This is a genomic window from Erwinia sp. MYb375, assembly GCF_037479175.1.
In the GTDB taxonomy this organism is placed as follows: Bacteria; Pseudomonadota; Gammaproteobacteria; order Enterobacterales; family Enterobacteriaceae; genus Erwinia; species Erwinia rhapontici.
The window spans coordinates 88,837-112,787 of record NZ_JBBGZS010000011.1 but is presented as its reverse complement, the minus strand read 5'-3'; the positions used below and the strand labels follow the sequence as shown (position 1 = coordinate 112,787).

Here is a 23,951-nt window from a genome sequence, read left to right as displayed (position 1 = left end):
GTCTGTTATCATTAGCGATATCTGCGAAAAAATCAGCAGTCACCATATCATTAAGATTCAAGAGGTTATTAAACTCATGGCACTCGTCGGCATTTTCTTTGGTAGCGATACAGGTAATACCGAAAACATTGCAAAAATGATCCAGAAGCAACTGGGGAAAGATGTTGCAGAAGTTCGTGATATTGCTAAAAGCAGCAAAGAAGACCTTGAAGCCTTTGATATTCTGCTGCTTGGCATCCCAACCTGGTACTACGGTGAAGCTCAGTGCGACTGGGATGACTTCTTCCCAACGCTGGAAGAAATTGACTTCAACGGTAAACTGGTTGCACTGTTTGGTTGCGGCGATCAGGAAGACTATTCCGAGTATTTCTGCGATGCAATGGGCACCATCCGCGACATCATTGAGCCGAACGGCGCTGTGATTGTGGGTCACTGGCCGAGCGAAGGTTACCATTTCGAAGCCTCGAAAGGCATGGCAGATGATAACCACTTCCTGGGCCTGGCCATTGATGAAGATCGCCAGCCAGAACTCACCAACGAACGCGTTGAAAAGTGGGTAAAACAAATTTTTGATGAACTTCAGCTTAAAGATATCATCGAAGCATAACCATAGCCGCTTGATGTGGGAGCTATCTCACATCAAGTAAGTGGTTTTTCCTATAGAAGTAATAGATACATGTTTGTAACTTTCATCTGCAAAACTGTACAATAACCCCATCGGTTACCCGCTTACTCAGCACCTGCCCCACTCTTTGAGGATGTGAGTCGCCCAAAGAGCGGTGAAGATGATGCAGATTGAAATGTTAACCCAACCTAATTCGGGCGTGCGCTTCCCTGGATGTAACGACACTTATCCTTACATCCCATGCGGTTTAAGGCACCCCTTATGGTTTTCATTTCGGAGTATCAGTTCTATACTGAGACGCACTCATCTTTTAGCGTCGACCGATGTTCAGGGCTTTTCAGCCACTAAGTGACTAGCAAAGTAACAGGACAATATCCGCATGACTGACAATAACACCGCATTAAAGAAGGCCGGCCTGAAAGTCACGCTTCCCCGACTGAAAATTCTGGAAGTGCTTCAGGAACCAGAGGGCCATCATGTCAGTGCGGAAGACTTGTACAAACGCCTGATTGATATGGGCGAAGAAATTGGTCTGGCCACGGTTTACCGCGTGCTGAACCAATTTGATGATGCGGGGATCGTTACCCGTCATAACTTTGAAGGCGGTAAATCCGTTTTCGAACTGACTCAGCAGCACCATCACGATCACCTGATCTGCCTGGACTGCGGTAAAGTTATTGAGTTCAGAGACGAATACATTGAGGAACGTCAGCGTGAAATCGCCACGCGTCACGGTATCAAACTGAGCAACCATAGCCTGTATCTTTATGGCCATTGTTCTCTGGGTGACTGCCGTGAAGACGAGACTCTGCACGACAAATAATCTGCACTGTTCAGTGTAAAAACCGGTGGCTTGCCACCGGTTTTTTTATGCCTGCGTTATAGCGATTCCTCCCGACTATAACGCTGTCCATCGGTCTCCAAAGGCTATCGCGTATAGAGCGGCAACCAGCCACCATATGAAAGCAACGAGACCACGGCATTCAATGCACCAAACAGCAGAACCAGCACAATCGGTGCCATCCCCCCCCTGACTCGCCACGTGGAAATGGCAAAACGCCGACGTGACTGCCAGGCCAGTAGCGCTGGCGTGACAACAGCCCAAAGTGTCGCGGCCAGGCCGGCATAACCGATCGCCAGCAGAAAACCGTTGGGCCAGATCATCGCGGCCGTTAGCGGCAGAATAAACGTCAGCAGCGTGGTTTTTAATCTTCCGGACGCGGAGTTATCCAGTTTAAATAAGTCGGCAAGGTAATCAAAAAAGCCGAGGCTGACACCGAGGAATGAACAGGCAACGGCGAAGTTAGAGAAGATATCCAGCAACAGATTCAGAGAGCGATTGTGCAGTACACCAGATAACGCCCCCACCAGCACGTCAATATTACCGCCTTGCGCAGCAATCGCTTTAAATTCGCTGCGGGGAATATTGCCCATCGTGCCGATGATCCAGATAAAGTAAATCATCAGAGCCAGCAGCGTGCCGTAAATCAGGCAACGGCTCACGCGGCCTGCATTCTTATGGTAGTAAGTCGTCAACCCGGCAATGTTGCCATGGTAGCCGAAGGAGGCCAGACAAAACGGCACCACTATCCAGAGATATCGCAGATAATCGCGATCGGCTCCCTGGCTGTCGAGCAGAATAGCCGGCTGAACATGCCACAGCAGGCCGCCAAAAATCATCAGAAAGGTGAGGATCTTCGCGCCGAGAAAAATCAGCGTCATCCGGCTGACAACCGCTGTTCCCAGCCAGATAAACAGCGCCACCAATAGTGTAAAGAGCAGCCCGGCCATACGCGCCGATATACCGACATTTAACTGGTTGAGGCTGTGCTGAATAATCGCGCCACTGGCAGAAATGTACGCATAGGTGAGGATCCCCAGAACAAAGACCACTGACAGACCGTTGATCAGGTTCCAGCCACGCCCAAGTAAATCGCGCGTGACCGTATCAAAACTCGCCCCGACGGGATAATGCAGGCTGGCTTCCAGGTACAGTAATCCGGACAGCAGCATACAGAACCAGGTCACGATCAGCAGCGCGGAGGACCAGGCAAACCAGGCACCGGACATCACCACTGGTAGCGAGAACATCCCGGCACCAATAATGGTGCCACTGATAATCAACGACCCCCAGAGTGTTGAAGGCAAACGAACAGCAGAAGCAGGTGTAGCCATGAAATCCCTTAGCGAATGCAATAAATAACATGCCATAAACCGGGATAATCCACTGGCTGAACGGCAAGAATGCCGCATAGTCTACACAGAATCACACTCGCGAACTAGTACAGTAATCAACTGACCACCATTGTTTCCTGCAAATAGCGCCAGCGAGGTGGCGTACAACCACAATCAATCACCGCCAGTGAAATACGGTGGGTATGATTATCCCCCTGCTGTTGTAGCTCGTGATACTGGATCGCCACTTCCTGGCCAAACTGAGAGATCACTTTGCAGTGTTCAATCGTGATAGCAACACCCTGCCGTTCGCCGACCAGACGAGTGAACAGCGCAGTCACCTCATCCATCGACAGACTTTTTCCGCTGGGCGCGACCATGACAAAATCGGGTTCAAAATGTCGCAACAGCTCAGGGACAAAGCTCCCGTCGCCGTGAAACACTTTCTCAATAAGCTGATGGAGTACAATGATACTTTCACAGGCTTTTTCGGTTAACGCTGACATACAACATCCTTATGACGGGCGTGGCGATAAATCATCCACAAGGGGAACAGGCCGGTAACTGCGGCAACAACAAAGACCTGATGATAAGACTGAGCAACAGAATAGTGGCGGCTCATCAACGTAAACAGCAGTGTAAAGAATGCTGCGCCGAGGCTGAATGAAAGCTGACGATTAATATTCCATATCACACTGGCCCGCGTCATCTGCTCATCGTGAAAATCAGTCAGAGCACTGGTCTGTGCCGTATTGGCACTGATTCCACCGCCAATCCCCATCAGCAGATAAGCCGCATTCAATAGCATCACCTGTTCGGGACTCTGTACCAGCGCCAGCAGCACGATGCCGCCTGCATGTAAGACCAACCCACAGCTGAACAGGGTCAGTGCGCCCAGACAATGGTAAAGACGACCACATACCAGCATCGCCACCAGTGCCCCGCCACCATACAGCAGCATAAATGCTCCACAGCGTTCGGCAGAAAAATGCAGGCACTGTTGCAGATAAAAAATGTTGAGCAGGTTCACACCGGTGAAGATGCCCGGCACGGCGTAGTAAATGACCACCGCCAGCTTTAGCCGGGAATTACGCAACAGGTTCAAATCAATCACCGCCTGGGGTTGACGATGGTAATGGCGCAAATAGCCGATAGCCAGGCCCAATGCGGCCAGCAGCCATAACGATGCAGAAATAAGAGACCCCGTCTCCGCAAGTTGCGACAACCCAAGCAGAACGGCAGCCAGCGCCAGGCACACCAGCAAAATGCCACGGATATCAGGCCGGACTGCCACCCGCGTTTCACGCCGCACCCACAGCGCGGCCAGCGCAGCGGCCATCAAGCTGAACGGAATATTGCACCAGAAAATCCAGCGCCATGAGAGGCTGTCGACAATCATGCCGCCCAGCAGCGGCGACAGTGCCGGCGCAATCAGCGCCACACTCATAATCAGGGTCGATATGGTTGCTCGTTCCTTGCCCTTAAACAGATTAAATGTCAGTGCCTGCCCCACCGGGATGAGCAACCCTCCCGCCATACCCTGCACAAAACGCCACATTACCAGCGTGATAAACGTATCTGCCAGACCGCAGCCCAGGGCAGCCAGGCTGAACAGCAGCATTGAGGCCACCAACACCCGGCGAGCACCATAGTGCCCGGCAAGCCAGCCGCTGATCGGGATAATCACCGTCAAGCCGAGAATATAGCTGTTGGCCACCCAGCCGAGCGAACCGCTGGAAATACTCAGTTCACCCGCCATCTGCGGCAGCGCAATCGCCGACATAAAAATATTAATACAATCAATAAAGAAGCCGAGCAGGAAAATTACTGCTATGCGGTAGCGATAGCTCATAGTCATACCTCCGGGCGCAGCATAGCGGCGATTGACCACAGAGATCGACTGGCATACAGTGAAAAGATTGTTCAATATAAGTAAACAATCCCATGCATGCTCAACTGGATAAAATTCACACTTTTTTTGCGGTCGTGGAAAGCGGCAGTTTTACCCGTGCCGCCGATAATCTCGGCTTAAGTAAGGCGATGGTCAGCATGCATATTAAGACACTGGAACAGGTACTCGGCGTCGCCCTGCTGACGCGCAATACCCGTAACCTGGCGCTGACAGAGAGCGGAAGCCAGCTCTACCAGGATTTTAAGGGGATCTTCTGCGATATCGACCTTGCCGTCAGTCGCATCACCGATGACAGCCAGCCGCTATCGGGGGAACTGCGTATCACCTCCACCTGGGAGTATGGCCAGCAGTTCCTGATGCCACCCGTAGCCCGTTTTTGCCAGCGTCACCCCGGTCTGACTCTGAGCTATAACGTCGGTGCCTCGCTTGACGACCTGGTGAGCAACAAACTGGATGTGGCAATCCGCCTCGGCACACTGCGCGACTCCTCGCTAAAGAGCCGCAAATTGGGGGAATACCGGATTGTACTGGTGGCTTCGCCGCTGCTGATGGCACGCTATCCGCTGCAACAGCTTAGCGAGGTGGCCACCCTGCCATGGATACACAACAGTAATCTCCCCCATCCCGGCCGCTGGCATTTCCAGTGCGGGCAGGATCGTTGTGACGTGAAAAGCGAAGCACGTTACAGCGCCAATTCTGCGCAGATTATGCGCCAGATGGCACTGGCCGGAATGGGCGTGGCGGTGCTGCCTGAATGGCTGGTGACAGACGATCTGGCCAGCGGAGAATTACAGCTTCTGTTCAATGACTGGCAGCTACCGGTACAGCCCGTCAGCGCTGTCTTTGCCACCCGCACCGCTCTGCCGCGTAAAACGCGGATGTTTATTGATTATCTGTGTGCCGAATTATAAGTAGCAGACGAAAAAAAGGCCGCATCGGCGGCCTTTTATCAGCAAATAGCGGCTTACTCGCCCACTTTTGCCCAGGTATCACGCAGGCCTACGGTGCGGTTAAACACCAGATTGCTGGCACTGGAATACACGCTATCGGCACAGAAATAACCTTCGCGCTCAAACTGATACGGCGCAGAGGCTTCCGCCTGCTGCATACCCGGCTCAACAAAGCCCTGGCGGATCACTAAAGAATCCGGGTTGATGCTGGCGAGGAAGTCTTCTGCCGCTGCCGGGTTCGGCACGCTGAACAGGCGATCATAAAGACGGAACTCCGCTGGCAGCGCATGAACAGCCGATACCCAGTGGATCACGCCCTTCACTTTACGGCCGTCAGCCGGATCTTTGCTCAGGGTATCCACATCGCAGGTACAGAACAGGCAGGTAATGTTGCCTTCGTCATCTTTCGCCACACGCTCAGCTTTGATCACGTAGGCGTTACGCAGGCGGACTTCTTTACCCAGCACCAGACGTTTGTACTGCTTGTTCGCTTCTTCACGGAAATCAGCGCGGTCGATATAGATCTCACGGCTGAACGGCACTTCACGTGTTCCCATTTCTGGCTTGTTCGGATGATTCGGCATGCTAATCATCTCGTCATGATGCGCAGGCAGGTTTTCAATCACCACTTTAACCGGATCCATCACCGCCATCGCGCGCGGTGCATTTTCGTTCAGGTCGTCACGAATACAGGATTCCAGCGCAGCCATCTCAACGATATTATCCTGTTTTGTCACGCCGATACGGCGGCAAAACTCACGGATAGATTCAGCACTGTAACCACGGCGACGCAGACCAGAAACAGTCAGCATGCGCGGATCGTCCCAGCCTTCCACCACATTCTCAGACACCAGCTGGCTCAATTTACGCTTAGACATAATGGCGTATTCGAGATTCAGACGGGAGAACTCATACTGACGCGGGTGAACGGGAATAGTGATGTTATCCAGCACCCAGTCGTACAGACGACGGTTGTCCTGGAACTCCAGCGTACACAGGGAGTGAGTAATGCCTTCCAGCGCATCCGAGATGCAGTGGGTGAAGTCGTACATCGGATAGATGCACCAGGCGTTACCGGTCTGATGATGTTCAGCAAATTTAATACGGTAAATCACCGGATCGCGCAGCACGATAAAGTTGGAAGCCATATCGATCTTGGCGCGTAAGCAGGCAGTGCCTTCGGCAAAGCCACCGGCACGCATTTTGGCAAACAGCGCCAGGTTCTCTTCCACACTGCGATCGCGGTAGGGGCTGTTTTTACCCGCTGACGTCAGGCTGCCACGGTATTCACGGATCTGCTCAGGCGACAGTTCGTCAACATAAGCCAGCCCTTTGGTGATCAGTTCCACAGCATAGTTATGCAGCTGTTCAAAATAATCAGATGAGTAGCGTACTTCACCGCTCCACGTGAAACCCAGCCATTGCACATCGCGCTTGATCGACTCAACAAACTCCAGATCTTCTTTCACCGGGTTGGTGTCATCGAAGCGCAGGTTGCACTGCCCCTGATAATCCTGCGCGATGCCAAAGTTCAGGCAGATCGATTTCGCATGACCAATATGCAGATAGCCATTCGGCTCAGGCGGGAAGCGGGTATGCACTGAGCTGTGCTTGCCGTTCGCCAGATCTTCGTCGATGATCTGACGAATAAAGTTAGTTGGGCGGGCTTCAGCCTCACTCATCTCAATTTCCTCAATAGTGCATGGCTTAAATTAGCTATGAAATAACGGAGTATGATCCACAAAGCAGAGAGGGGAAACAACCGTTTGTTGCGGGAATCACATAAAAAAAGGGCGGGAATCGCTTCCCGCCCTGTCACAGTCGCATCAGTCGACGGTGTTAGCCATTAATTTCAACGATTCGGGTCTCACCCGCTACCACGGTTTCACCGGCCAGCAGCGTTAATCCCGCGAAATCATCAATGTTGCTGATCACCACCGGACTGATCATCGAACGGGCATTCGCATTCAGGAAGACAAGGTCCATTTCCAGTACTGGCTGACCCGCCACTACCGTTGAGCCTTCTTCAGCCAGACGCGTAAACCCTTTCCCTTCCAGGGCGACCGTATCCAGCCCCATGTGCACTACAATTTCGACGCCGTTTTCAGTTTCAAGACAGAACGCATGGTTGGTATTGAAGATTTTCACCAGCGTACCGGAAGCCGGAGCGACAACGGTGCTGCCGGTTGGCAAGATGGCGAGGCCGTCGCCCACGGCTTTGCTGGCGAAGGCTTCATCAGGCACTTGGTCAATGGCAACAACCTTACCGCTAACCGGTGCAACCAGTGTACCGATCACCCTTTTAGCCGCATTCGGTATTGCCTGCGGAGCGGCGACTGGCGCAACAGGTTTCGGGCTCGCCGCTGCGGCAGCAACCGGGCCTTTGGCAATCTGCTTTTTCATCTCTTCGGCGATGGATTCTGCTTTCGCACCCACAATCACCTGAATGGTCTGCTTGTTCAGTTTCACCACCCCGGAAGCCCCCAGGCGTTTACACTGTGCATCATTCACCAGCGATGCATCTTTAACGGACAGACGCAGGCGAGTGATGCAGGCATCAATAACATTAAGGTTATCCGAGCCACCAATCGCACCAATATATTGGCGGGACAGGTCTGCCAGGCCCTCTTCGGTATTGCTGTTCGCTTCATCTTTTACCAGCAGGTCGCCTTCATCTTCGCGGCCTGGCGTTTTCAGATTGAGCATACGGATCACTGCGCTGAACAGAACGAAGTAGACCACAAAGGCCACCAGCCCCATCACCAGCAGCAACCACACATTCTGGCTGGCCGCAGGCAATTTATACATCAATACATAGTCGATGGCGCCCGCAGAGAAAGAGAACCCGGCATGAATACCCAGCGTTGTCGCCACAAACAGACTGATACCCGTCAGCAAGGCGTGGATCAGATACAGCATCGGTGCCAGGAACATAAACAGGAATTCCAGCGGCTCGGTCACCCCCGTCAGGAATGCGGTCACCGCAACAGAAAGCAGCATACCGCCAACCATTGGACGGCGTGCTTTCGGTGCAGCCAGATACATCGCCAGTGCAGCACCCGGCAGACCAAACATCATGATCGGGAAGAACCCGGACATAAACATCCCTGCCGTGCCGTCACCCGCATAGAAGCGGTTGATATCACCATGGACCACAGCACCGGCCGCATTGGTGAACTCACCAATCTGGAACCAGGCAATCGTGTTCAGTACCTGATGCAAACCGGTTGGGATCAGCAGACGGTTAACGAAACCGAAGATACCCGCACCGAAAGCCCCCTCAGAGACAATCCACTCACCGCCGGAATGAATTGCCGCCTGAACCGGAGGCCAGACATAACCAAACACCGCCGCCAGCACCAGACAGAAAAAGCCCGTCGCGATAGGTACGAAGCGTTTACCGCCAAAGAAGCTCAGGAAGTCAGGCAGTTTGATGTCAGCCCAGCGGTTGTAGGTCATACCGGCAATCAGGCCCGTGATAATCCCCGCCAGCACCCCCATATTGACCGTTGGGTTGATGGTCACCATCGCTTTGGTCAGAATAAAATAACCCACAGCACCAGCCAACGCGGCAGCACCGGCGTTGTCTTTAGACCAGGTCGACGCCACACCGATAGCAAAAATCAGTGCGAGGTTGTCAAAAATGGCCCCGCCGCCCTGTGCAATAAACGGCATATTGAGTAAATCAGGCTGGCCGAAGCGCAGCATCAGTGCAGCGACAGGCAGCACGGCTATTGGCAGCTGTAACGACCGCCCTAATCTTTGAAAGAATCCTAAAATATTCACCATTTCCCCCTATGAGACCCGTTAAGGCGGCAAAAACCGTCTGTTTTTTTTCACGGTTTTTTTTGTCAGCCCGACACTACACACCACGAAACGAAGTGTAAAAAAAAATTAATTCGCTTCGCAAATTAAATCGCCATATATGTGATTAAAATCACCTAAAAACGCATTATTCTTAGCATATGGCTGGTCAACAGCACAAACTTATTTTATGATTCGAAAAATCAAAGCGGACAAATCCCTCTGTTGCAAGATGGTAATCGCGTTACGCTTACCAGAACAACAACAGAGCACCGTTTTAACTTAATACCTAACTCTGCTTATATACGAGGTGCAACATGAGACTGATTCCTCTGGCAACACCAGCCCAGGTCGGAAAATGGGCGGCACGCCATATTGTTAATCGCATCAATGCGTTCAATCCTACTGCCGATCGTCCGTTTGTCCTGGGCTTACCCACTGGCGGCACACCGCTGGAAGCCTATAAACATCTTATTGATATGCACAAAGCGGGCCAGGTCAGCTTCAAGCATGTTGTGACCTTCAATATGGATGAATATGTCGGCCTGCCGAAAGAGCACCCGGAAAGTTACCACAGTTTTATGTATCGTAACTTTTTTGATCATGTTGATATTTCAAGTGAAAACATCAACCTTCTTAATGGTAATGCACCGGATATTGACGCAGAATGTCGCCAATATGAGGAAAAAATCCGTTCTTACGGCAAAATTCACCTGTTCATGGGTGGCGTAGGAAATGACGGACACATTGCCTTTAACGAACCCGCTTCCTCTCTGGCGTCTCGTACCCGTATTAAAACGCTGACTCACGATACCCGCATCGCCAACTCACGCTTCTTTGGTGGCGACGTCGACCAGGTGCCAAAATATGCCCTGACGGTGGGTGTGGGTACATTGCTGGATGCAGAAGAAGTGATGATTCTGGTCACGGGTCATCTGAAAGCTCAGGCGCTGCAAGCCGCAGTAGAAGGCAACGTGAATCATATGTGGACCATCAGCTGTTTGCAGCTGCACGCGAAAGCGGTCGTGGTGTGTGATGAACCCTCCACGATGGAGCTGAAGATGAAAACCGTGAAGTATTTCCGCGAGATGGAAGCTGGAAATATTAAAGATCTGTGATCATCCCTGGTCGCTGTCGTCATTTCAGACCGGTGCCAGCCGGAGGGTTAGCGCCCTGCCGGCAGGACAAGAAATATCAGGAAAGTCAGGAGAACTACTATGTACGCATTAACCCAGGGCCGCATCTATACAGGCCATAAAATCCTCGATCGGCATGCAGTCGTGGTTGCCAATGGCCTGATCGACCGTATCTGCCCGCTAGAGGATCTGCCCGCTGGCATTGAAACTCGTCAGGTCGGCGGTGCGATTATTGCCCCTGGCTTTATTGACCTGCAGCTGAATGGCTGCGGCGGCGTGCAGTTTAACGATGATATTTCAGCGATCAGCGTAGAAACCCTGCAAATCATGCAGAAAGCCAATGAGAAGTCAGGCTGCACCAGCTTTCTGCCTACGCTTATCACCAGCACCGATGAGCTGATGAAACGTGCCGTTGAAGTGATGCGTGCCTGGCTGGCGCAGAACAGCAACCAGGCGCTCGGCCTGCATCTGGAAGGCCCCTGGCTCAATCCGTTGAAAAAAGGCACCCACAATCCGGAGCTCATCCGTGCTCCGGATAATGCGCTGGTCGATTTCCTGTGTGCCAACGCCGATGTCATCAGTAAGATTACCCTCGCGCCAGAAAAAGTAGACGCCGCGGTTATTCGTCAACTGCGTGATGCCGGGATTATCATCTCTGCGGGCCATTCCCACGGTACTTATGACGAAGCGCTTGCCGGGATTGATGCCGGGGTCTCCTTTGCCACGCATTTATATAACGCTATGCCGACCACCAGCGGTCGTGAACCTGGATTAATCGGTGCGTTGTTTGATTCACCGGATGTCTGGTGCGGTATCATCGCCGACGGTTTACATGTCCATTACGCTAACATTCGCAATGCTAAACGAATCAAAGGCGACAAACTGATCCTCGTTACCGATGCCACGGCACCAGCGGGTGCTTCTATTGATCGGTTCATTTTTGCTGGTAAAACAATATACTATCGCAACGGGCTGTGTGTTGATGAGAACGGCACTCTGAGCGGATCTGCGCTAACTATGATTGAAGCTGTCGCAAACAGCGTCGAACACGTGGGCATTTCCCTTGACGAGGCGCTGCGTATGGCAACACTTTATCCGGCCCGCGCAATGGGGGTAGACACGCATTTAGGGTCAATTGAAGCCGGGAAAGTGGCTAATCTGACGGTGTTCACCCGCGATTACAAAATCACCCGGACCATCGTTAATGGTAACGAGGTCTTAAGCGAGTAGATATTTAATGACCACTGGCGGCCAGGCTCAAATTGGAAATGTTGATCTTGTTAAACAACTTAATGGTGCAGCCGTCTACCGGCTCATCGATCAGCAGGGCCCTATCTCACGAATCCAGATTGCCGAGCACAGTCAGCTCGCCCCCGCCAGTGTCACCAAGATCACGCGTCAGCTTATTGAGCGTGGTCTGATTAAAGAAGTTGACCAACAGGCTTCTACCGGGGGGCGCCGGGCGATTTCTATCATTACGGAAACCCGCGGATTTAATACCATTGGCGTGCGCCTTGGTCGCAACGATGCCACCGTCACCCTGTTTGATTTAAGCGGAAAATCGCTGGCGGAAGAGCACTACCCACTGCCCGAACGCACGCAGGAAACCCTCGAAAACGCGCTGTTTAAGGCCATTGCTGACTTTAGCGAGCTGCATCAGCGCAAGCTGCGCGAACTGATTGCGATCTCCGTCATTCTGCCAGGCCTGGTCGACCCGAAAAACGGCATTATTCGTTATATGCCACACATCAGCGTCAGCCACTGGCCGCTGGTCGCCAACCTGGAAAAACGATTCAATGTCACCAGTTTTGTCGGCCATGACATCCGTAGCCTGGCCCTGGCAGAGCACTATTTTGGCGCATCGCGCGATTGTGCTGACTCCATTTTGGTGCGTGTTCATCGGGGAACAGGTGCCGGGATTATTGCTAACGGTCAGATTTTCCTCGGCAGCAACGGCAACGTGGGTGAGCTGGGGCACATCCAGGTGGATCCGTTAGGCGAGCGTTGCCACTGCGGCAACTTTGGCTGTCTTGAAACTATCGCCGCCAACAGCGCCATTGAACATCGCGTGCGCCATCTGCTCACGCAGGGTTATCCCAGCAGCCTCACCCTTGATGATTGTCAGATTCAACTTATCTGCCGTGCCGCCAATCGCGGAGATGCGCTATCAACTGAAGTGATTGAACATGTTGGCCGTCACCTCGGCAAAGCGATCGCCATTGCCATTAATCTGTTCAATCCACAAAAAATTGTCATTGCCGGTGAAATTACGGAAGCAGATAAAGTGCTGCTGCCGGCAATTGAAGGCTGCATTAATACTCAGGCACTCAAAGCTTTCCGTAAAAATTTGCCCGTTGTACGCTCGGAGATCGACCACCGATCGGCCATTGGTGCTTTTGCACTGGTAAAACGCGCCATGCTCAACGGAATTCTGCTTCAGCGCCTGCTGGAAGGTTAATTGAATGATGGACTCTGAACGCATGACGATAAAGAACGTAATCTGTGATATCGACGGCGTGCTGATGCACGACAATACTGCCGTCCCCGGTGCGCGTGAGTTTTTACAACGCATCGTCGGCAATAATATGCCGCTGGTGGTGTTAACAAACTACCCTTCCCAAACCGCGATGGACCTGTCTAATCGCTTTGCCTCTGCCGGCATTGAACTGCCGGACAGCGTGTTCTATACCTCTGCCATGGCCACCGCCGACTTCCTGAAGCGTCAGGAAGGGAAGAAAGCCTATGTGGTCGGAGAGGGCGCGCTGATCCATGAGCTATACAAAGCCGGATTTACGATTACCGATATCAATCCTGACTTTGTTATCGTTGGAGAAACCCGTTCGTTTAACTGGGACATGATGCATAAAGCTGCCTTCTTCGTGGCCAATGGCGCACGATTCATCGCGACTAACCCGGACAGCCGTGGGCATGGCTTCTCACCAGCCTGTGGTGCGCTTTGCGCAGGCATCGAAAAAATATCCGGCCGTCAGCCTTTTTACGTCGGTAAACCCAGTCCGTGGATTATGCGTGCAGCACTGAATAAGATTCAGGCGCACTCAGAAGAAACGGTGATTGTGGGTGATAACCTGCGCACCGATATTCTTGCTGGCTTCCAGGCCGGGCTGGAAACCATTCTGGTTCTGTCGGGAGTCTCCAGCCTGAGTGACGTTGACGCGATGCCGTTCCGTCCTACCTGGATCTACCCTTCCGTTGCCGATATCGACATTATCTAGTTCGCTGCCCGGTCCGCCGGGCATCTCCCCCACGGTGTGCACTTCTTGTTCACTTTTCACCATTCATTATCGATTCATCAATAAAACTCTATTTAATTTGCATATCCACTAAGAATTCACCCTGGTCAACAGGCTATTTTTCACCTCATGACTAAATTACTTGCATCACCTCACTGGTTAGCGCATTTTCTTATACATCACGCGATATAGTCGCTTTAAACCAATATCATCACCGCAAGGTAAGTCGTTAGGGAGCTGTTTATGTGTTCTATTTTTGGTGTACTCGATCTGAAAAGCGATCCTGTTGAACTGCGCAAGAAAGCCCTGGAGCTTTCACGTCTGATGCGCCACCGTGGCCCGGACTGGTCCGGTGTTTATGCCGATGACAAAGCGATCCTCGTCCATGAACGTCTGTCGATCGTTGACGTTAACAACGGCGCACAGCCGCTGTACAACGCAGCGCATACCCACGTACTTGCGGTGAACGGTGAAATCTACAACCATCAGGCGCTGCGCGCTGAACTGAGCGATCGCTATGAGTTCCAGACTGAGTCTGACTGCGAAGTGATCCTCGCGCTGTATCAGGAAAAGGGCATCGACTTCCTCGATGACCTGCAAGGCATGTTCGCCTTCATCCTGTATGACAGCGTGAAAAACACCTGGTTAATCGGCCGTGACCATATCGGGATTATCCCGCTGTATATGGGCAACGACGAGCACGGTAACCTGTATGTCGCTTCCGAAATGAAAGCGTTGGTACCAGTGTGCCGTAGCATTAAAGAATTCCCTGCGGGAAGCTATCTGTCCAGCACCGATGGCGAGATCCGCCGCTACTGGCAGCGTGACTGGTTTGACTATGCCGCAGTAGAAGACAACGTCACTGATGCAGCGGCGTTGAAAAATGCACTTGAAGAGTCCGTTAAAAGCCATCTGATGTCAGATGTCCCTTATGGTGTACTGCTGTCCGGTGGCCTGGATTCTTCTATTATCTCTGCCGTGACCAAACGTTTTGCGGCGAAGCGCGTAGAAGATCAGGATAAGAGCGAAGCCTGGTGGCCACAGCTGCACTCCTTTGCCGTTGGCCTGGAAGGATCGCCGGACCTGACGGCGGCGAAAGCTGTGGCAGAACATCTGGGTACCGTGCACCACGAAATTCATTTCACCGTGCAGGAAGGTCTGGATGCGATTCGCGATGTGATTTACCACATCGAAACCTATGATGTGACCACCATCCGCGCGTCTACGCCAATGTACCTGATGTCACGTAAAATCAAGGCAATGGGCATTAAGATGGTGCTGTCCGGTGAAGGTGCTGACGAAGTGTTCGGCGGCTACCTTTACTTCCATAAAGCGCCGAACGCCCGTGAATTCCACGAAGAGAACGTGCGTAAACTGCATGCGCTGCATATGTTTGACTGTGCTCGCGCTAACAAGGCGATGTCAGCCTGGGGCGTGGAAGCGCGTGTACCGTTCCTGGATAAAAAATTCCTGGATGTGGCAATGCGCATCAACCCACAGGACAAAATGTGTGGCAGCAACGGTAAAATGGAGAAACACATCCTGCGTGAGTGTTTTGAATCTTACCTGCCAGCCAGCGTCGCATGGCGCCAGAAAGAGCAGTTCTCTGATGGTGTGGGCTACAGCTGGATTGATACGCTGAAAGAAGTGGCTGCAGAGCAGATCAGCGATCAACAGCTGCAAACCGCCCACTTCCGTTTCGCGTACAACACGCCAACGTCTAAAGAAGCGTATTTGTACCGTGAAATCTTTGAAGAGCTGTTCCCGCTGCCAAGCGCAGCAGAATGCGTCCCTGGCGGCCCATCAGTGGCCTGTTCGTCTGCTAAGGCAATAGAATGGGATGAAGCGTTCAAAAACATGGACGATCCATCAGGTCGCGCCGTAGGTGTGCACCAGTCCGCCTACTAATACGTTCTGGTAAATCACCGCTAACGGGCCCTTGTGGCCCGTTTTTATTTAGCCGTTGCGTCTGTTAGCATCAGAATTCGTTGATTTTATCGTCATCCTGCTCACAAGGCAGTCAAACAACACGATTGTGACAAAAAACGGGAAAAAACTTGTTGACGCTTTTAGGCCAACTCCGCATAATGCGCCCCGCAACGCCGCAGAAGGTTACGCGAAAAAAGAAGGCTACTTAGCTCAGCTGGTTAGAGCACAGCACTCATAATGCTGGGGTCACAGGTTCGATTCCCGTAGTAGCCACCATCTTTTTTGCGCGGGAGTGGCGAAATTGGTAGACGCACCAGATTTAGGTTCTGGCGCCGCAAGGTGTGCGAGTTCAAGTCTCGCCTCCCGCACCATTTCCATAAGCGGTTTGCACGGATGGGGTATCGCCAAGCGGTAAGGCACCGGTTTTTGATACCGGCATTCCCTGGTTCGAATCCAGGTACCCCAGCCATTTTTTTAGAAGTATGTTAGTATTGTAAAGCAGTAAAATTAGGCTACTTAGCTCAGCTGGTTAGAGCACAGCACTCATAATGCTGGGGTCACAGGTTCGATTCCCGTAGTAGCCACCAATTTTATTGGGGTGTCGCCAAGTGGTAAGGCTCTGGTTTCTGATACCAGCATTCCGGGGTTCGAATCCCTGCACCCCAGCCATATAAAGACGGCTGGTAGTACGAGTCGCAAAGAAGAAGACGCCTGGTTCGCCAGTCGCATAAAAAATTGGGGTGTCGCCAAGCGGTAAGGCACTGGTTTCTGATACCAGCATTCCGGGGTTCGAATCCCTGCACCCCAGCCATAAAGTAAAAAAGCCTGCGCAAGCGGGCTTTTTTACGTCTGTAGAAAATCCAAACCAACGATCATGCAGGGGTTGACCTTCTGTTCCGGTCACCCCGCAATCTTACAACCCCAATGCGTACTTCAGCGCCTGCCGTTTTAACACACCAGAATGCTGCGCCACTATCAGCCCCAGATTACGCACCACTTTAAGCGGCGCAGACTGATTACTGAAGGCGAAATAGAACAGGTCCATACCACTTTGCATCAGCAGGTTATCTTTCTGTCGTTTACGCTGGTAACGCTGTAATACCGCCGTCGACGCCCAATCCTCTGCCCGCAGACGCGATTCGCTTAATACACTGATTAATGCATCAACATCACGGTATCCCAGGTTTACGCCCTGTCCGGCCAGCGGATTAATGGTGTGCGCTGCATCCCCCACCAGCGCCAGGCCAGGGAGAACATAACGCGTGGCGTGGCGACGAACCAGCGGGAAGGATCCGGCCGCAAACGGCGTAACCAGGCCGAGACGTGCCGGGAAATGCGCCTGAATCTCTTTTTGCAGCTGTGGCATTGTCATCGCCTGATGTTGGCTAATACGCGCCGGGCTGTCGTACCACACCAGTGACGCCCAACGGTCGAACAGCGGCAGGAAAGCACGCGGCCCCTCTGGTGTAAACTGCTGCCAGGTGGTATCCCCGGCATCCTGTTCACAGCGAACGCTGATTAGCATACAGGACTGAGCATAGTTCCAGCCGTGAATACCAATCCCCGCTAACTGACGTACCTGAGAATTGGCACCATCGGCCCCCACTACCAGCCTGGCGGTGACGGTCTCACCGCTCTCCAACGCCAATTGCCAGCCACCGTTAACTTGCTGTAAATCGCGCAGGCGGGCCGGGCATAACAGCGCCACCTCCTGTTGTTGCAAACGCTGCCACAGCGCACGCTGCAATACGCTGTTTTCAACCATATAACCGAGCTCAGGTAAGCCGAGCGATTCAGCATCGAATCCGACATGCGCGGCCTGCCACTCCCAGGTCTCCAGCTTACGATAAGGTACGCAGCGCATACCGAGCACCGCAGGCCAGACATCCAGCTGCTTCAGCAGTGCAACAGAGGCCGCACCAATGGCCGAAATTCGCACGTCAGGGGGGCTGGCTGCATCAACCGCGGCCGGTGCCGCCTGCTCCAGTACCGCGACCTGAAAACCCTGCTGTGCCAGCCCACTTGCCAGCGCAGCGCCCACCATGCCGCCTCCGACAATGGCCACATCCACTTTATGTTTTTTTTCCGTCATTTTTTTTCCTTCTCCGGCCGTATCACGCGTGCTGTGCAGCTACACCTCACCGGCAGAATTCTGTTATCCTGATCGTTCGTAAGTGTACCGGATTTTTCTGTGACATTCAGAACACCGGCCTCACTGGCAGCGAAGCACTACAATACGCGCCCCGCACTCCTTTCTGCATGACAAATGGCAAGTCGATGACAAAAAAACTACATATTAAAACCTGGGGCTGTCAGATGAATGAGTATGACTCATCCAAAATGGCAGACCTGTTAAACAGCACTCATGGTTATACCCTGACCGATGCGGCAGAAGATGCCGATGTCCTGCTGCTCAACACCTGTTCGATTCGTGAAAAGGCCCAGGAAAAAGTTTTCGCTTTGCTTGGCCGCTGGAGAAAACTGAAGGAATCAAATCCCGATGTAATTATCGGCGTCGGCGGCTGTGTGGCGTCACAGGAAGGCGATCAGCTGCGCCAGCGCGCCAGCTGTGTGGATATTGTTTTTGGCCCGCAGACCCTGCATCGTTTGCCGGAGATGATTAATACGGTGCGTGGCACGAAAAGCCCGGTCGTGGGTGTCAGCTTCCCGGAAATCGAAAAATTTTACCGCATGCCCGAGCCGCGTGCTGATGGGCCGACCGCATTTGTCTCGATCATGGAAGGCTGCAATAAATACTGCACCTTCTGCGTGGTGCCTTATACGCGCGGTGAGGAAGTCAGCCGCCCTTCGGATGATATTCTGTTCGAGATCGCCCAACTGGCCGCACAGGGCGTGCGTGAAGTGAACCTATTGGGTCAGAACGTCAATGCGTATCGCGGTGAGACGTTCGACGGCGGCATCTGCTCATTCGCTGAACTACTGCGCCTGGTTGCCGCCATTGATGGTATTGACCGCATTCGCTTTACCACCAGCCACCCTATCGAATTTACCGACGATATCATTGATGTCTACCGCGACACACCAGAGCTGGTGAGCTTCCTGCACCTGCCGGTACAAAGCGGTGCCGACCGCATCCTGACGTTGATGAAGCGTGCGCACACGGCGCTGGAATACAAAGCGATTATTCGCAAGCTGGTCGCTGCCCGCCCGGATATCCAAATCAGCTCTGACTTTATCATCGGTTTTCCTGGCGAAACGCAGGCAGACTTCGAGCAGACCATGAAATTGGTCGGTGAAATCAATTTCGACACCAGCTACAGCTTTATCTATTCAGCCCGCCCGGGAACGCCCGCTGCCGATCTGCCGGATGATGTCTCCGACGATGAGAAAAAACAGCGCCTCTATATTTTGCAGGATCGCCTTAATCAGCAGGTGATGGCCTGGAGCCGTCGTAAGCTTGGCACTGTGCAACGCATTCTCGTCGAAGGCACCTCACGTAAAAATGTGATGGAGCTGTCCGGCCGTACTGCATGTAATCGCGTGGTGAATTTTGAAGGCTCGCCAGAACACATTGGCAAATTCGTTGATGTAGACATCGTCGATGTCTATGCTAACTCACTACGCGGCATTTTTGTTCGTGGTGAAGATCAAATGGACCTGCGCAGCATCGAAACTCCAGCCTCCGTCATTGCGCGTACGCGTAAAGAGAACGAACTGGGCGTCGGCACCTTCCAACCTTGATCCCTCAATAATGCGGCGAGCCTTCCGGGTTCGCCGTATGATTTCATTGCGTTACACTTGCTTTCTGAAAGACGCGCCCAAATATCCACTCAGACGCTTGCAGCTTTATGTGCTGCCATAAATAATTCGTTTATGGCGCTGAAGCCGGACAGTCATCCATTTCTCAACCTGGCCCTGTGTGACCCAAAGGATTAGTTTGAATATTGAAACACGTGAAGTAACGCTGGAACCTATTGATAACGCGCGGCTGCTGAGCCTGTGCGGCCCATTTGATGACAATATCAAACAGCTGGAACGCCGACTGGGTATTGAGATCAACCGCCGTGAAAACGCCTTTAAGCTGGTGGGACGTGCGCTGAGCGTTCATGCTGGCGTAGACATTCTGCGTCATCTTTATGTGGATACCGCACCAGTACGTGGCCATATCCCGGATATCGACCCGGAACAGATTCATCTGGCTATCAAAGAGAGCGGCGTGCTTGAACAGACCGCCGACAGCGTGCCCGAGTTCGGTAAAGCGATTCATATTAAAACCAACCGCGGCGTGATCAAACCGCGGACGCCAAACCAGGCGCAGTATGTCGCCAACATTCTCGACCATGATGTCACATTTGGTATTGGCCCTGCGGGAACCGGTAAAACGTATCTGGCGGTCGCGGCCGCGGTGGATGCCCTGGAGCGCCAGGAGATCCGTCGCATTATGCTGACCCGTCCTGCGGTTGAGGCCGGTGAAAAACTCGGCTTCCTGCCCGGGGACCTCAGCCAGAAGGTAGACCCCTACCTGCGCCCTCTGTACGACGCACTGTTCGAGATGCTGGGCTTTGAACGCGTTGAGAAGCTGATCGAACGTAACGTAATTGAAGTGGCACCGCTGGCCTATATGCGCGGCCGTACACTGAACGATGCATTTATCATTCTCGATGAAAGTCAGAACACCACCATTGAACAGATGAAGATGTTCCTGACGCGTATTGGATTTAACTCGAAAGCGGTGATCACCGGTGATGTGACGCAGATTGACCTGCCACGTAACCTGAAATCCGGCCTGCGCCATGCTATTGAGGTGCTGTCCGATGTGGATGAACTGAGTTTTAACTTCTTCCACAGTGAAGACGTGGTGCGCCACCCTGTCGTTGCGCGCATTGTCGTTGCCTATGAAGCCTGGGAAGCTGCCGACCAAAAACGGCGAGATACCCAGGCAGAAGAACGGAAACGTGAAGCTCTGGCTGCCCAGCAAGCTTCACAGGAGAACAAATGAGTAATGTTATTCTGGACCTGCAACTCGCCTGTGAAAGCGAGCAGGGTCTGCCGGTTGAAGCCGATTTTCAACGCTGGCTGGAGGCGGTACTGCCGCAGTTCCAGCCAGAAAGCGAAGTCACTATCCGTCTGGTTGATGAAGCGGAAAGCCGTGAGTTAAACCACACCTATCGCGCGAAAGACAAGCCGACTAACGTGCTGTCCTTCCCATTTGAAGCCCCTCCGGGCATCGAACTTCCCCTGCTGGGCGATTTGATTATCTGTCGCCAGGTGGTGGAAGCGGAAGCCGCCGATCAGGAAAAAACACTTGAGGCCCACTGGGCGCACATGGTGATCCACGGTAGCCTGCATCTGTTAGGTTATGATCACATTGAAGATGACGAAGCCGAAGAGATGGAATCGCTGGAGACCGAGATAATGCTTGCTCTTGGCTATCCCGATCCGTACATTTCGGAGAAAGAATAAGTACCTGGCTTGTATCGCCTGAAAATGAAGGCCACTGCGGCTTTAGATGACAGATTTGTACAAGCCATCACGCCTGCCCCAACTGGGGCAGCCGATTTTATTGATAGAGAGACAAACTCAAAAACGCCATGAGCGATGACCATTCACAAAACAATGACAGTCCCAGTACCAAAAAGGGATTTTTTACGCTGATTCTCAACCAATTGTTCCACGGTGAGCCGAAAAACCGCGATGACCTGCTGGAGTTGATCCGTGATTCTGAACAGAATGACCTGATCGACCCGGATACCAGGGACATGCTGGAAGGTGTGATGGATATCGCCGAACAGCGTGTACGCGACATCATGATCCCTCGCTCTCAGATGGTCACGCTCAAGCGTAACCAGACGCTGGAAGAGTGCCTGGCGGTGATTATTGAGTCTGCCCACTCGCGTTTCCCGGTGATCAGCGAAGACAAGGACCATGTTGAAGGCATCCTGATGGCCAAGGACCTGCTGCCATTTATGAGCAGTGAGTCCGAGCCGTTCAGTATGGAAAAGGTACTGCGTCAAGCGGTGGTGGTGCCGGAAAGTAAGCGTGTCGACCGGATGCTGAAAGAGTTCCGTTCACAGCGCTATCATATGGCTATTGTGATTGATGAATTTGGTGGCGTGTCCGGCCTGGTGACTATCGAGGATATCCTTGAGCTGATCGTCGGTGAAATTGAAGATGAGTATGACGATGAAGAAGATCGCGATATTCGTCAGCTCAGTCGCCACACTTACACCATTCGCGCCCTGACGCCGATCGAAGATTTCAACGAAGTCTTCAATACCCACTTCAGCGATGAAGAGGTGGATACCATCGGCGGCCTGGTGATGCAGGGCTTTGGCCATCTGCCGGCACGGGGTGAAAGCATTGAGATCGATGGCTACCAGTTTAAAGTCGCGATGGCAGACAGCCGCCGTATTATTCAGGTCCATGTCAAAATCCCGGAAAATTCGCCGCAACCGACTCTGGAAGAGTAACCGACTTATGGCACTTGCCTTATTCTGCCAGCGCCAGCGGGTTCGCCTGCTTTTAGCGCTTATCACGGGTGCCGTTGGCACCCTTTCTTTCTCCCCCTATGATTTCTGGCCTGCAGCACTCGTTTCTCTGATGGGCTTACAGGCCCTGACGTTAAACCGTACCACGCGTCAGGCAAGCGCCATCGGCTTTGTCTGGGGCATGGGACTGTTTGGTAGCGGCATAAACTGGGTATACGTCAGCATTGCCACCTTCGGCGGAATGCCTGGCCCGGTCAATGTGTTCCTTGTGATCCTGCTGGCAGCCTGGCTGTCGCTCTACACCCTGTTGTTTGCCGCTCTGCTCAACCGCCTGAGCCCGAAAGCCACGCTGCTGCGCCTGGCGCTGGCAGCTCCGGTGCTGTGGCAAATGACGGAGTTCCTGCGCGGCTGGGTACTGACCGGTTTCCCGTGGTTGCAGTTTGGCTACAGCCAGATTAATGGCCCGCTGAAAGGCCTGGCGCCGTTACTGGGTGTGGAAGGCATCACCTTCCTGCTGATGATTATCGCCGGCCTGGCGGTGTATGCCGTACTGAAACGCCGTCTGGCTGTTGGCGTCGCCGCCCTGGCATTACTGCTGCTCCCCTGGCCACTGCGTCAGATCAGTTGGTTCCAGCCTTTACCTGAGCGGGCAGTGGATGTGGCGCTGGTACAGGGCAATATTGAACAATCGATGAAGTGGGATCCGGATCAGCTGGTAAATACGCTGAAGACCTATACCGCGCTCAGCCGTCCGTTTGTAGGAAAAGCGCCGATCATCATCTGGCCAGAGTCGGCAATTCCTGACCTGGAAACTCGCCAGCAGCCGTTCCTGAAAGCCGTGGATGAACAACTACGTGCGGGAGGCAGTAGCCTGGTGACCGGCATTGTTGACTCACGCCTCGAGGGCAATCGCTACCACGACTACAACTCCATCATCGTGCTGGGCGGACCGCAGCCTTACAACTATTTCAACAAGAACCGCTATCAGAAGAACCATCTGGTGCCCTTTGGTGAGTTTGTTCCGTTGGAAACTCTGCTGCGTCCACTGGCACCGTTATTCGATCTGCCGATGTCCTCCTTTAGTCGGGGTGACTACGTGCAACCACAGCTCCAGGTTGCGGGTTACAATCTGACAGCCGCCATCTGCTACGAAATCGTACTGGGCCAGCAGGTGCGTGACAACTTCAGGCCGGATACCAACTTCCTGCTGACGATCTCGAACGATGCCTGGTTCGGTCACTCCATTGGCCCGTGGCAGCATCTGCAAATGGCGCGTATGCGTGCACTGGAACTCGGCCGCCCACTGCTGCGCAGCACCAATAACGGTGTGACAGCAGTGGTGAATGCTGACGGTGAGATTGCACAGATTATTCCGCAGTTCAAAGCGGAAGTGCTGGCAGCCAAAGTCACGCCGACGACCGGGCTGACACCTTATGCCCGAATCGGCAACTGGGGTATCTGGGCTATCTCATTATTATTTGCCCTTGCTGGTGTCCTCTGCGCCTGGCGTTCACGCCGTTCATAACGCCCTCCGGGCGAGGCATGCCTCGCCCGTGCATTTTTACAGCGCCCCCCAACAGCTTATGCTGCATTTCTGTTAAAAAACCGCCGTTGGCACGATGATTGCAAAATATTTCCGTGAAACGTGTGTCAGCCCGATAGCAAGTCGCTACGAAATCGTTCGTGCACCGTCATGGCGCAGATACTGCACCTGTGCGAA

The 23,951-nt window shown here is 52.9% G+C and carries 19 protein-coding genes and 6 tRNA genes; 19 read left to right on the top strand and 6 right to left on the bottom strand.

The window, feature by feature from the left end; genetic code table 11:
- Positions 1–76 precede the first annotated feature (76 nt).
- Together fldA and fur are read left to right on the top strand one after the other, a co-directional pair.
- On the top strand, positions 77–607 hold the full coding sequence (fldA, locus tag WH279_RS02970) for a flavodoxin FldA (RefSeq protein ID WP_133845550.1): 531 nt from the start codon (positions 77–79) through the stop codon (positions 605–607).
- Between the two features lie 397 nt (positions 608–1,004).
- Entirely contained in the window at positions 1,005–1,448 is a 444-nt protein-coding gene (gene fur / locus WH279_RS02965) for a ferric iron uptake transcriptional regulator (protein ID WP_062748415.1), read from the top strand.
- A gap of 104 nt (positions 1,449–1,552) precedes the next feature.
- On the opposite strand, the gene mtr is transcribed toward fur, so the two are convergent.
- The 3 genes from mtr to WH279_RS02950 all read right to left on the bottom strand — a co-directional run bounded on the left by mtr (position 1,553) and on the right by WH279_RS02950 (position 4,652).
- Positions 1,553–2,800, bottom strand: coding sequence for a tryptophan permease (mtr, locus tag WH279_RS02960; protein ID WP_339454971.1), 1,248 nt, complete (start codon positions 2,798–2,800; stop codon positions 1,553–1,555).
- Positions 2,801–2,916: 116 nt separating this feature from the next.
- The gene (locus tag WH279_RS02955) at positions 2,917–3,306 is read right to left on the bottom strand and encodes a hypothetical protein (RefSeq protein ID WP_339454970.1); all 390 of its coding nucleotides are present in this window, start codon (positions 3,304–3,306) and stop codon (positions 2,917–2,919) included.
- Positions 3,294–4,652: an MFS transporter gene (locus WH279_RS02950; protein WP_339454969.1), complete on the bottom strand. Its 1,359-nt coding sequence runs from the start codon at positions 4,650–4,652 to the stop codon at positions 3,294–3,296. Before WH279_RS02950 ends, WH279_RS02955 begins: the two co-directional genes overlap by 13 nt.
- A 92-nt stretch (positions 4,653–4,744) precedes the next feature.
- Between WH279_RS02950 and WH279_RS02945 the strand changes: the two genes are divergently transcribed.
- Positions 4,745–5,623, top strand: coding sequence for a LysR family transcriptional regulator (locus WH279_RS02945; protein WP_339454968.1), 879 nt, complete (start codon positions 4,745–4,747; stop codon positions 5,621–5,623).
- A 53-nt stretch (positions 5,624–5,676) separates the two neighbouring features.
- On the opposite strand, the gene glnS is transcribed toward WH279_RS02945, so the two are convergent.
- Positions 5,677–7,344 carry a glutamine--tRNA ligase gene (glnS, locus tag WH279_RS02940; protein WP_133845560.1) on the bottom strand — a complete coding sequence of 556 codons (1,668 nt, stop codon included), beginning with the start codon at positions 7,342–7,344 and terminating at the stop codon, positions 5,677–5,679.
- A 157-nt stretch (positions 7,345–7,501) separates the two neighbouring features.
- Positions 7,502–9,448 carry a PTS N-acetyl glucosamine transporter subunit IIABC gene (gene nagE, locus WH279_RS02935; RefSeq protein WP_339455223.1) on the bottom strand — a complete coding sequence of 649 codons (1,947 nt, stop codon included), beginning with the start codon at positions 9,446–9,448 and terminating at the stop codon, positions 7,502–7,504.
- Positions 9,449–9,783: 335 nt separating this feature from the next.
- On the opposite strand from nagE, the gene nagB reads away from it, so the two are divergent.
- From nagB to WH279_RS02880, 11 genes are all read left to right on the top strand, one after another.
- Positions 9,784–10,584 (top strand): glucosamine-6-phosphate deaminase, encoded by an 801-nt coding sequence (nagB, locus tag WH279_RS02930; protein ID WP_200641556.1) that lies wholly within the window; start codon positions 9,784–9,786, stop codon positions 10,582–10,584.
- A gap of 99 nt (positions 10,585–10,683) precedes the next feature.
- On the top strand, positions 10,684–11,832 hold the full coding sequence (gene nagA, locus WH279_RS02925) for an N-acetylglucosamine-6-phosphate deacetylase (protein WP_339454967.1): 1,149 nt from the start codon (positions 10,684–10,686) through the stop codon (positions 11,830–11,832).
- Positions 11,833–11,839: 7 nt separating this feature from the next.
- Positions 11,840–13,060 (top strand): DNA-binding transcriptional regulator NagC, encoded by a 1,221-nt coding sequence (gene nagC, locus WH279_RS02920; RefSeq protein ID WP_200641554.1) that lies wholly within the window; start codon positions 11,840–11,842, stop codon positions 13,058–13,060.
- 22 nt (positions 13,061–13,082) lie between these two features.
- Positions 13,083–13,835 carry an HAD-IIA family hydrolase gene (locus WH279_RS02915; RefSeq protein ID WP_133845775.1) on the top strand — a complete coding sequence of 251 codons (753 nt, stop codon included), beginning with the start codon at positions 13,083–13,085 and terminating at the stop codon, positions 13,833–13,835.
- A 261-nt stretch (positions 13,836–14,096) separates the two neighbouring features.
- Entirely contained in the window at positions 14,097–15,761 is a 1,665-nt protein-coding gene (asnB, locus tag WH279_RS02910; RefSeq protein WP_339454966.1) for an asparagine synthase B, read from the top strand.
- Between the two features lie 220 nt (positions 15,762–15,981).
- Positions 15,982–16,058, top strand: a tRNA-Met gene (locus WH279_RS02905).
- 10 nt (positions 16,059–16,068) lie between these two features.
- Positions 16,069–16,153: transfer RNA gene (locus WH279_RS02900), tRNA-Leu, on the top strand.
- A 23-nt stretch (positions 16,154–16,176) separates the two neighbouring features.
- Positions 16,177–16,251: transfer RNA gene (locus WH279_RS02895), tRNA-Gln, on the top strand.
- 41 nt (positions 16,252–16,292) lie between these two features.
- Positions 16,293–16,369: transfer RNA gene (locus WH279_RS02890), tRNA-Met, on the top strand.
- Positions 16,370–16,376: 7 nt separating this feature from the next.
- Positions 16,377–16,451: transfer RNA gene (locus WH279_RS02885), tRNA-Gln, on the top strand.
- 67 nt (positions 16,452–16,518) lie between these two features.
- Positions 16,519–16,593: transfer RNA gene (locus tag WH279_RS02880), tRNA-Gln, on the top strand.
- 102 nt (positions 16,594–16,695) lie between these two features.
- Here the strand turns inward: WH279_RS02880 and ubiF are convergent.
- A complete protein-coding gene (ubiF, locus tag WH279_RS02875) occupies positions 16,696–17,874 on the bottom strand; it encodes a 3-demethoxyubiquinol 3-hydroxylase (RefSeq protein ID WP_339454965.1) in 1,179 nt (392 codons plus the stop codon).
- Positions 17,875–18,059: 185 nt separating this feature from the next.
- Between ubiF and miaB the strand changes: the two genes are divergently transcribed.
- The 5 genes from miaB to lnt all read left to right on the top strand — a co-directional run bounded on the left by miaB (position 18,060) and on the right by lnt (position 23,756).
- Entirely contained in the window at positions 18,060–19,484 is a 1,425-nt protein-coding gene (miaB, locus tag WH279_RS02870; protein WP_339454964.1) for a tRNA (N6-isopentenyl adenosine(37)-C2)-methylthiotransferase MiaB, read from the top strand.
- Positions 19,485–19,680: 196 nt separating this feature from the next.
- The gene (locus tag WH279_RS02865; RefSeq protein WP_339454963.1) at positions 19,681–20,742 is read left to right on the top strand and encodes a PhoH family protein; all 1,062 of its coding nucleotides are present in this window, start codon (positions 19,681–19,683) and stop codon (positions 20,740–20,742) included.
- On the top strand, positions 20,739–21,206 hold the full coding sequence (gene ybeY, locus WH279_RS02860; protein ID WP_200641550.1) for an rRNA maturation RNase YbeY: 468 nt from the start codon (positions 20,739–20,741) through the stop codon (positions 21,204–21,206). The genes WH279_RS02865 and ybeY overlap by 4 nt, the downstream gene beginning before the upstream one ends.
- Before the next feature lie 128 nt (positions 21,207–21,334).
- Positions 21,335–22,213 (top strand): CNNM family magnesium/cobalt transport protein CorC, encoded by an 879-nt coding sequence (corC, locus tag WH279_RS02855; protein ID WP_339454962.1) that lies wholly within the window; start codon positions 21,335–21,337, stop codon positions 22,211–22,213.
- Positions 22,214–22,220: 7 nt separating this feature from the next.
- Entirely contained in the window at positions 22,221–23,756 is a 1,536-nt protein-coding gene (lnt, locus tag WH279_RS02850) for an apolipoprotein N-acyltransferase (RefSeq protein ID WP_339454961.1), read from the top strand.
- Positions 23,757–23,951 lie beyond the last annotated feature (195 nt).

Coding starts and splice junctions, on each gene's coding strand:
- WH279_RS02945 (WP_339454968.1), top strand. CDS start 4,745: ATGCATGCTCAACTGGATAAAATTCACACTTTTTTTGCGGTCGTGGAA.
- asnB (WP_339454966.1), top strand. CDS start 14,097: ATGTGTTCTATTTTTGGTGTACTCGATCTGAAAAGCGATCCTGTTGAA.
- corC (WP_339454962.1), top strand. CDS start 21,335: ATGAGCGATGACCATTCACAAAACAATGACAGTCCCAGTACCAAAAAG.
- WH279_RS02915 (WP_133845775.1), top strand. CDS start 13,083: ATGACGATAAAGAACGTAATCTGTGATATCGACGGCGTGCTGATGCAC.
- ubiF (WP_339454965.1), bottom strand. CDS start 17,874: ATGACGGAAAAAAAACATAAAGTGGATGTGGCCATTGTCGGAGGCGGC.
- nagC (WP_200641554.1), top strand. CDS start 11,840: ATGACCACTGGCGGCCAGGCTCAAATTGGAAATGTTGATCTTGTTAAA.
- WH279_RS02955 (WP_339454970.1), bottom strand. CDS start 3,306: ATGTCAGCGTTAACCGAAAAAGCCTGTGAAAGTATCATTGTACTCCAT.
- nagB (WP_200641556.1), top strand. CDS start 9,784: ATGAGACTGATTCCTCTGGCAACACCAGCCCAGGTCGGAAAATGGGCG.
- fldA (WP_133845550.1), top strand. CDS start 77: ATGGCACTCGTCGGCATTTTCTTTGGTAGCGATACAGGTAATACCGAA.
- glnS (WP_133845560.1), bottom strand. CDS start 7,344: ATGAGTGAGGCTGAAGCCCGCCCAACTAACTTTATTCGTCAGATCATC.
- fur (WP_062748415.1), top strand. CDS start 1,005: ATGACTGACAATAACACCGCATTAAAGAAGGCCGGCCTGAAAGTCACG.
- WH279_RS02950 (WP_339454969.1), bottom strand. CDS start 4,652: ATGAGCTATCGCTACCGCATAGCAGTAATTTTCCTGCTCGGCTTCTTT.
- lnt (WP_339454961.1), top strand. CDS start 22,221: ATGGCACTTGCCTTATTCTGCCAGCGCCAGCGGGTTCGCCTGCTTTTA.
- mtr (WP_339454971.1), bottom strand. CDS start 2,800: ATGGCTACACCTGCTTCTGCTGTTCGTTTGCCTTCAACACTCTGGGGG.
- ybeY (WP_200641550.1), top strand. CDS start 20,739: ATGAGTAATGTTATTCTGGACCTGCAACTCGCCTGTGAAAGCGAGCAG.
- miaB (WP_339454964.1), top strand. CDS start 18,060: ATGACAAAAAAACTACATATTAAAACCTGGGGCTGTCAGATGAATGAG.
- nagA (WP_339454967.1), top strand. CDS start 10,684: ATGTACGCATTAACCCAGGGCCGCATCTATACAGGCCATAAAATCCTC.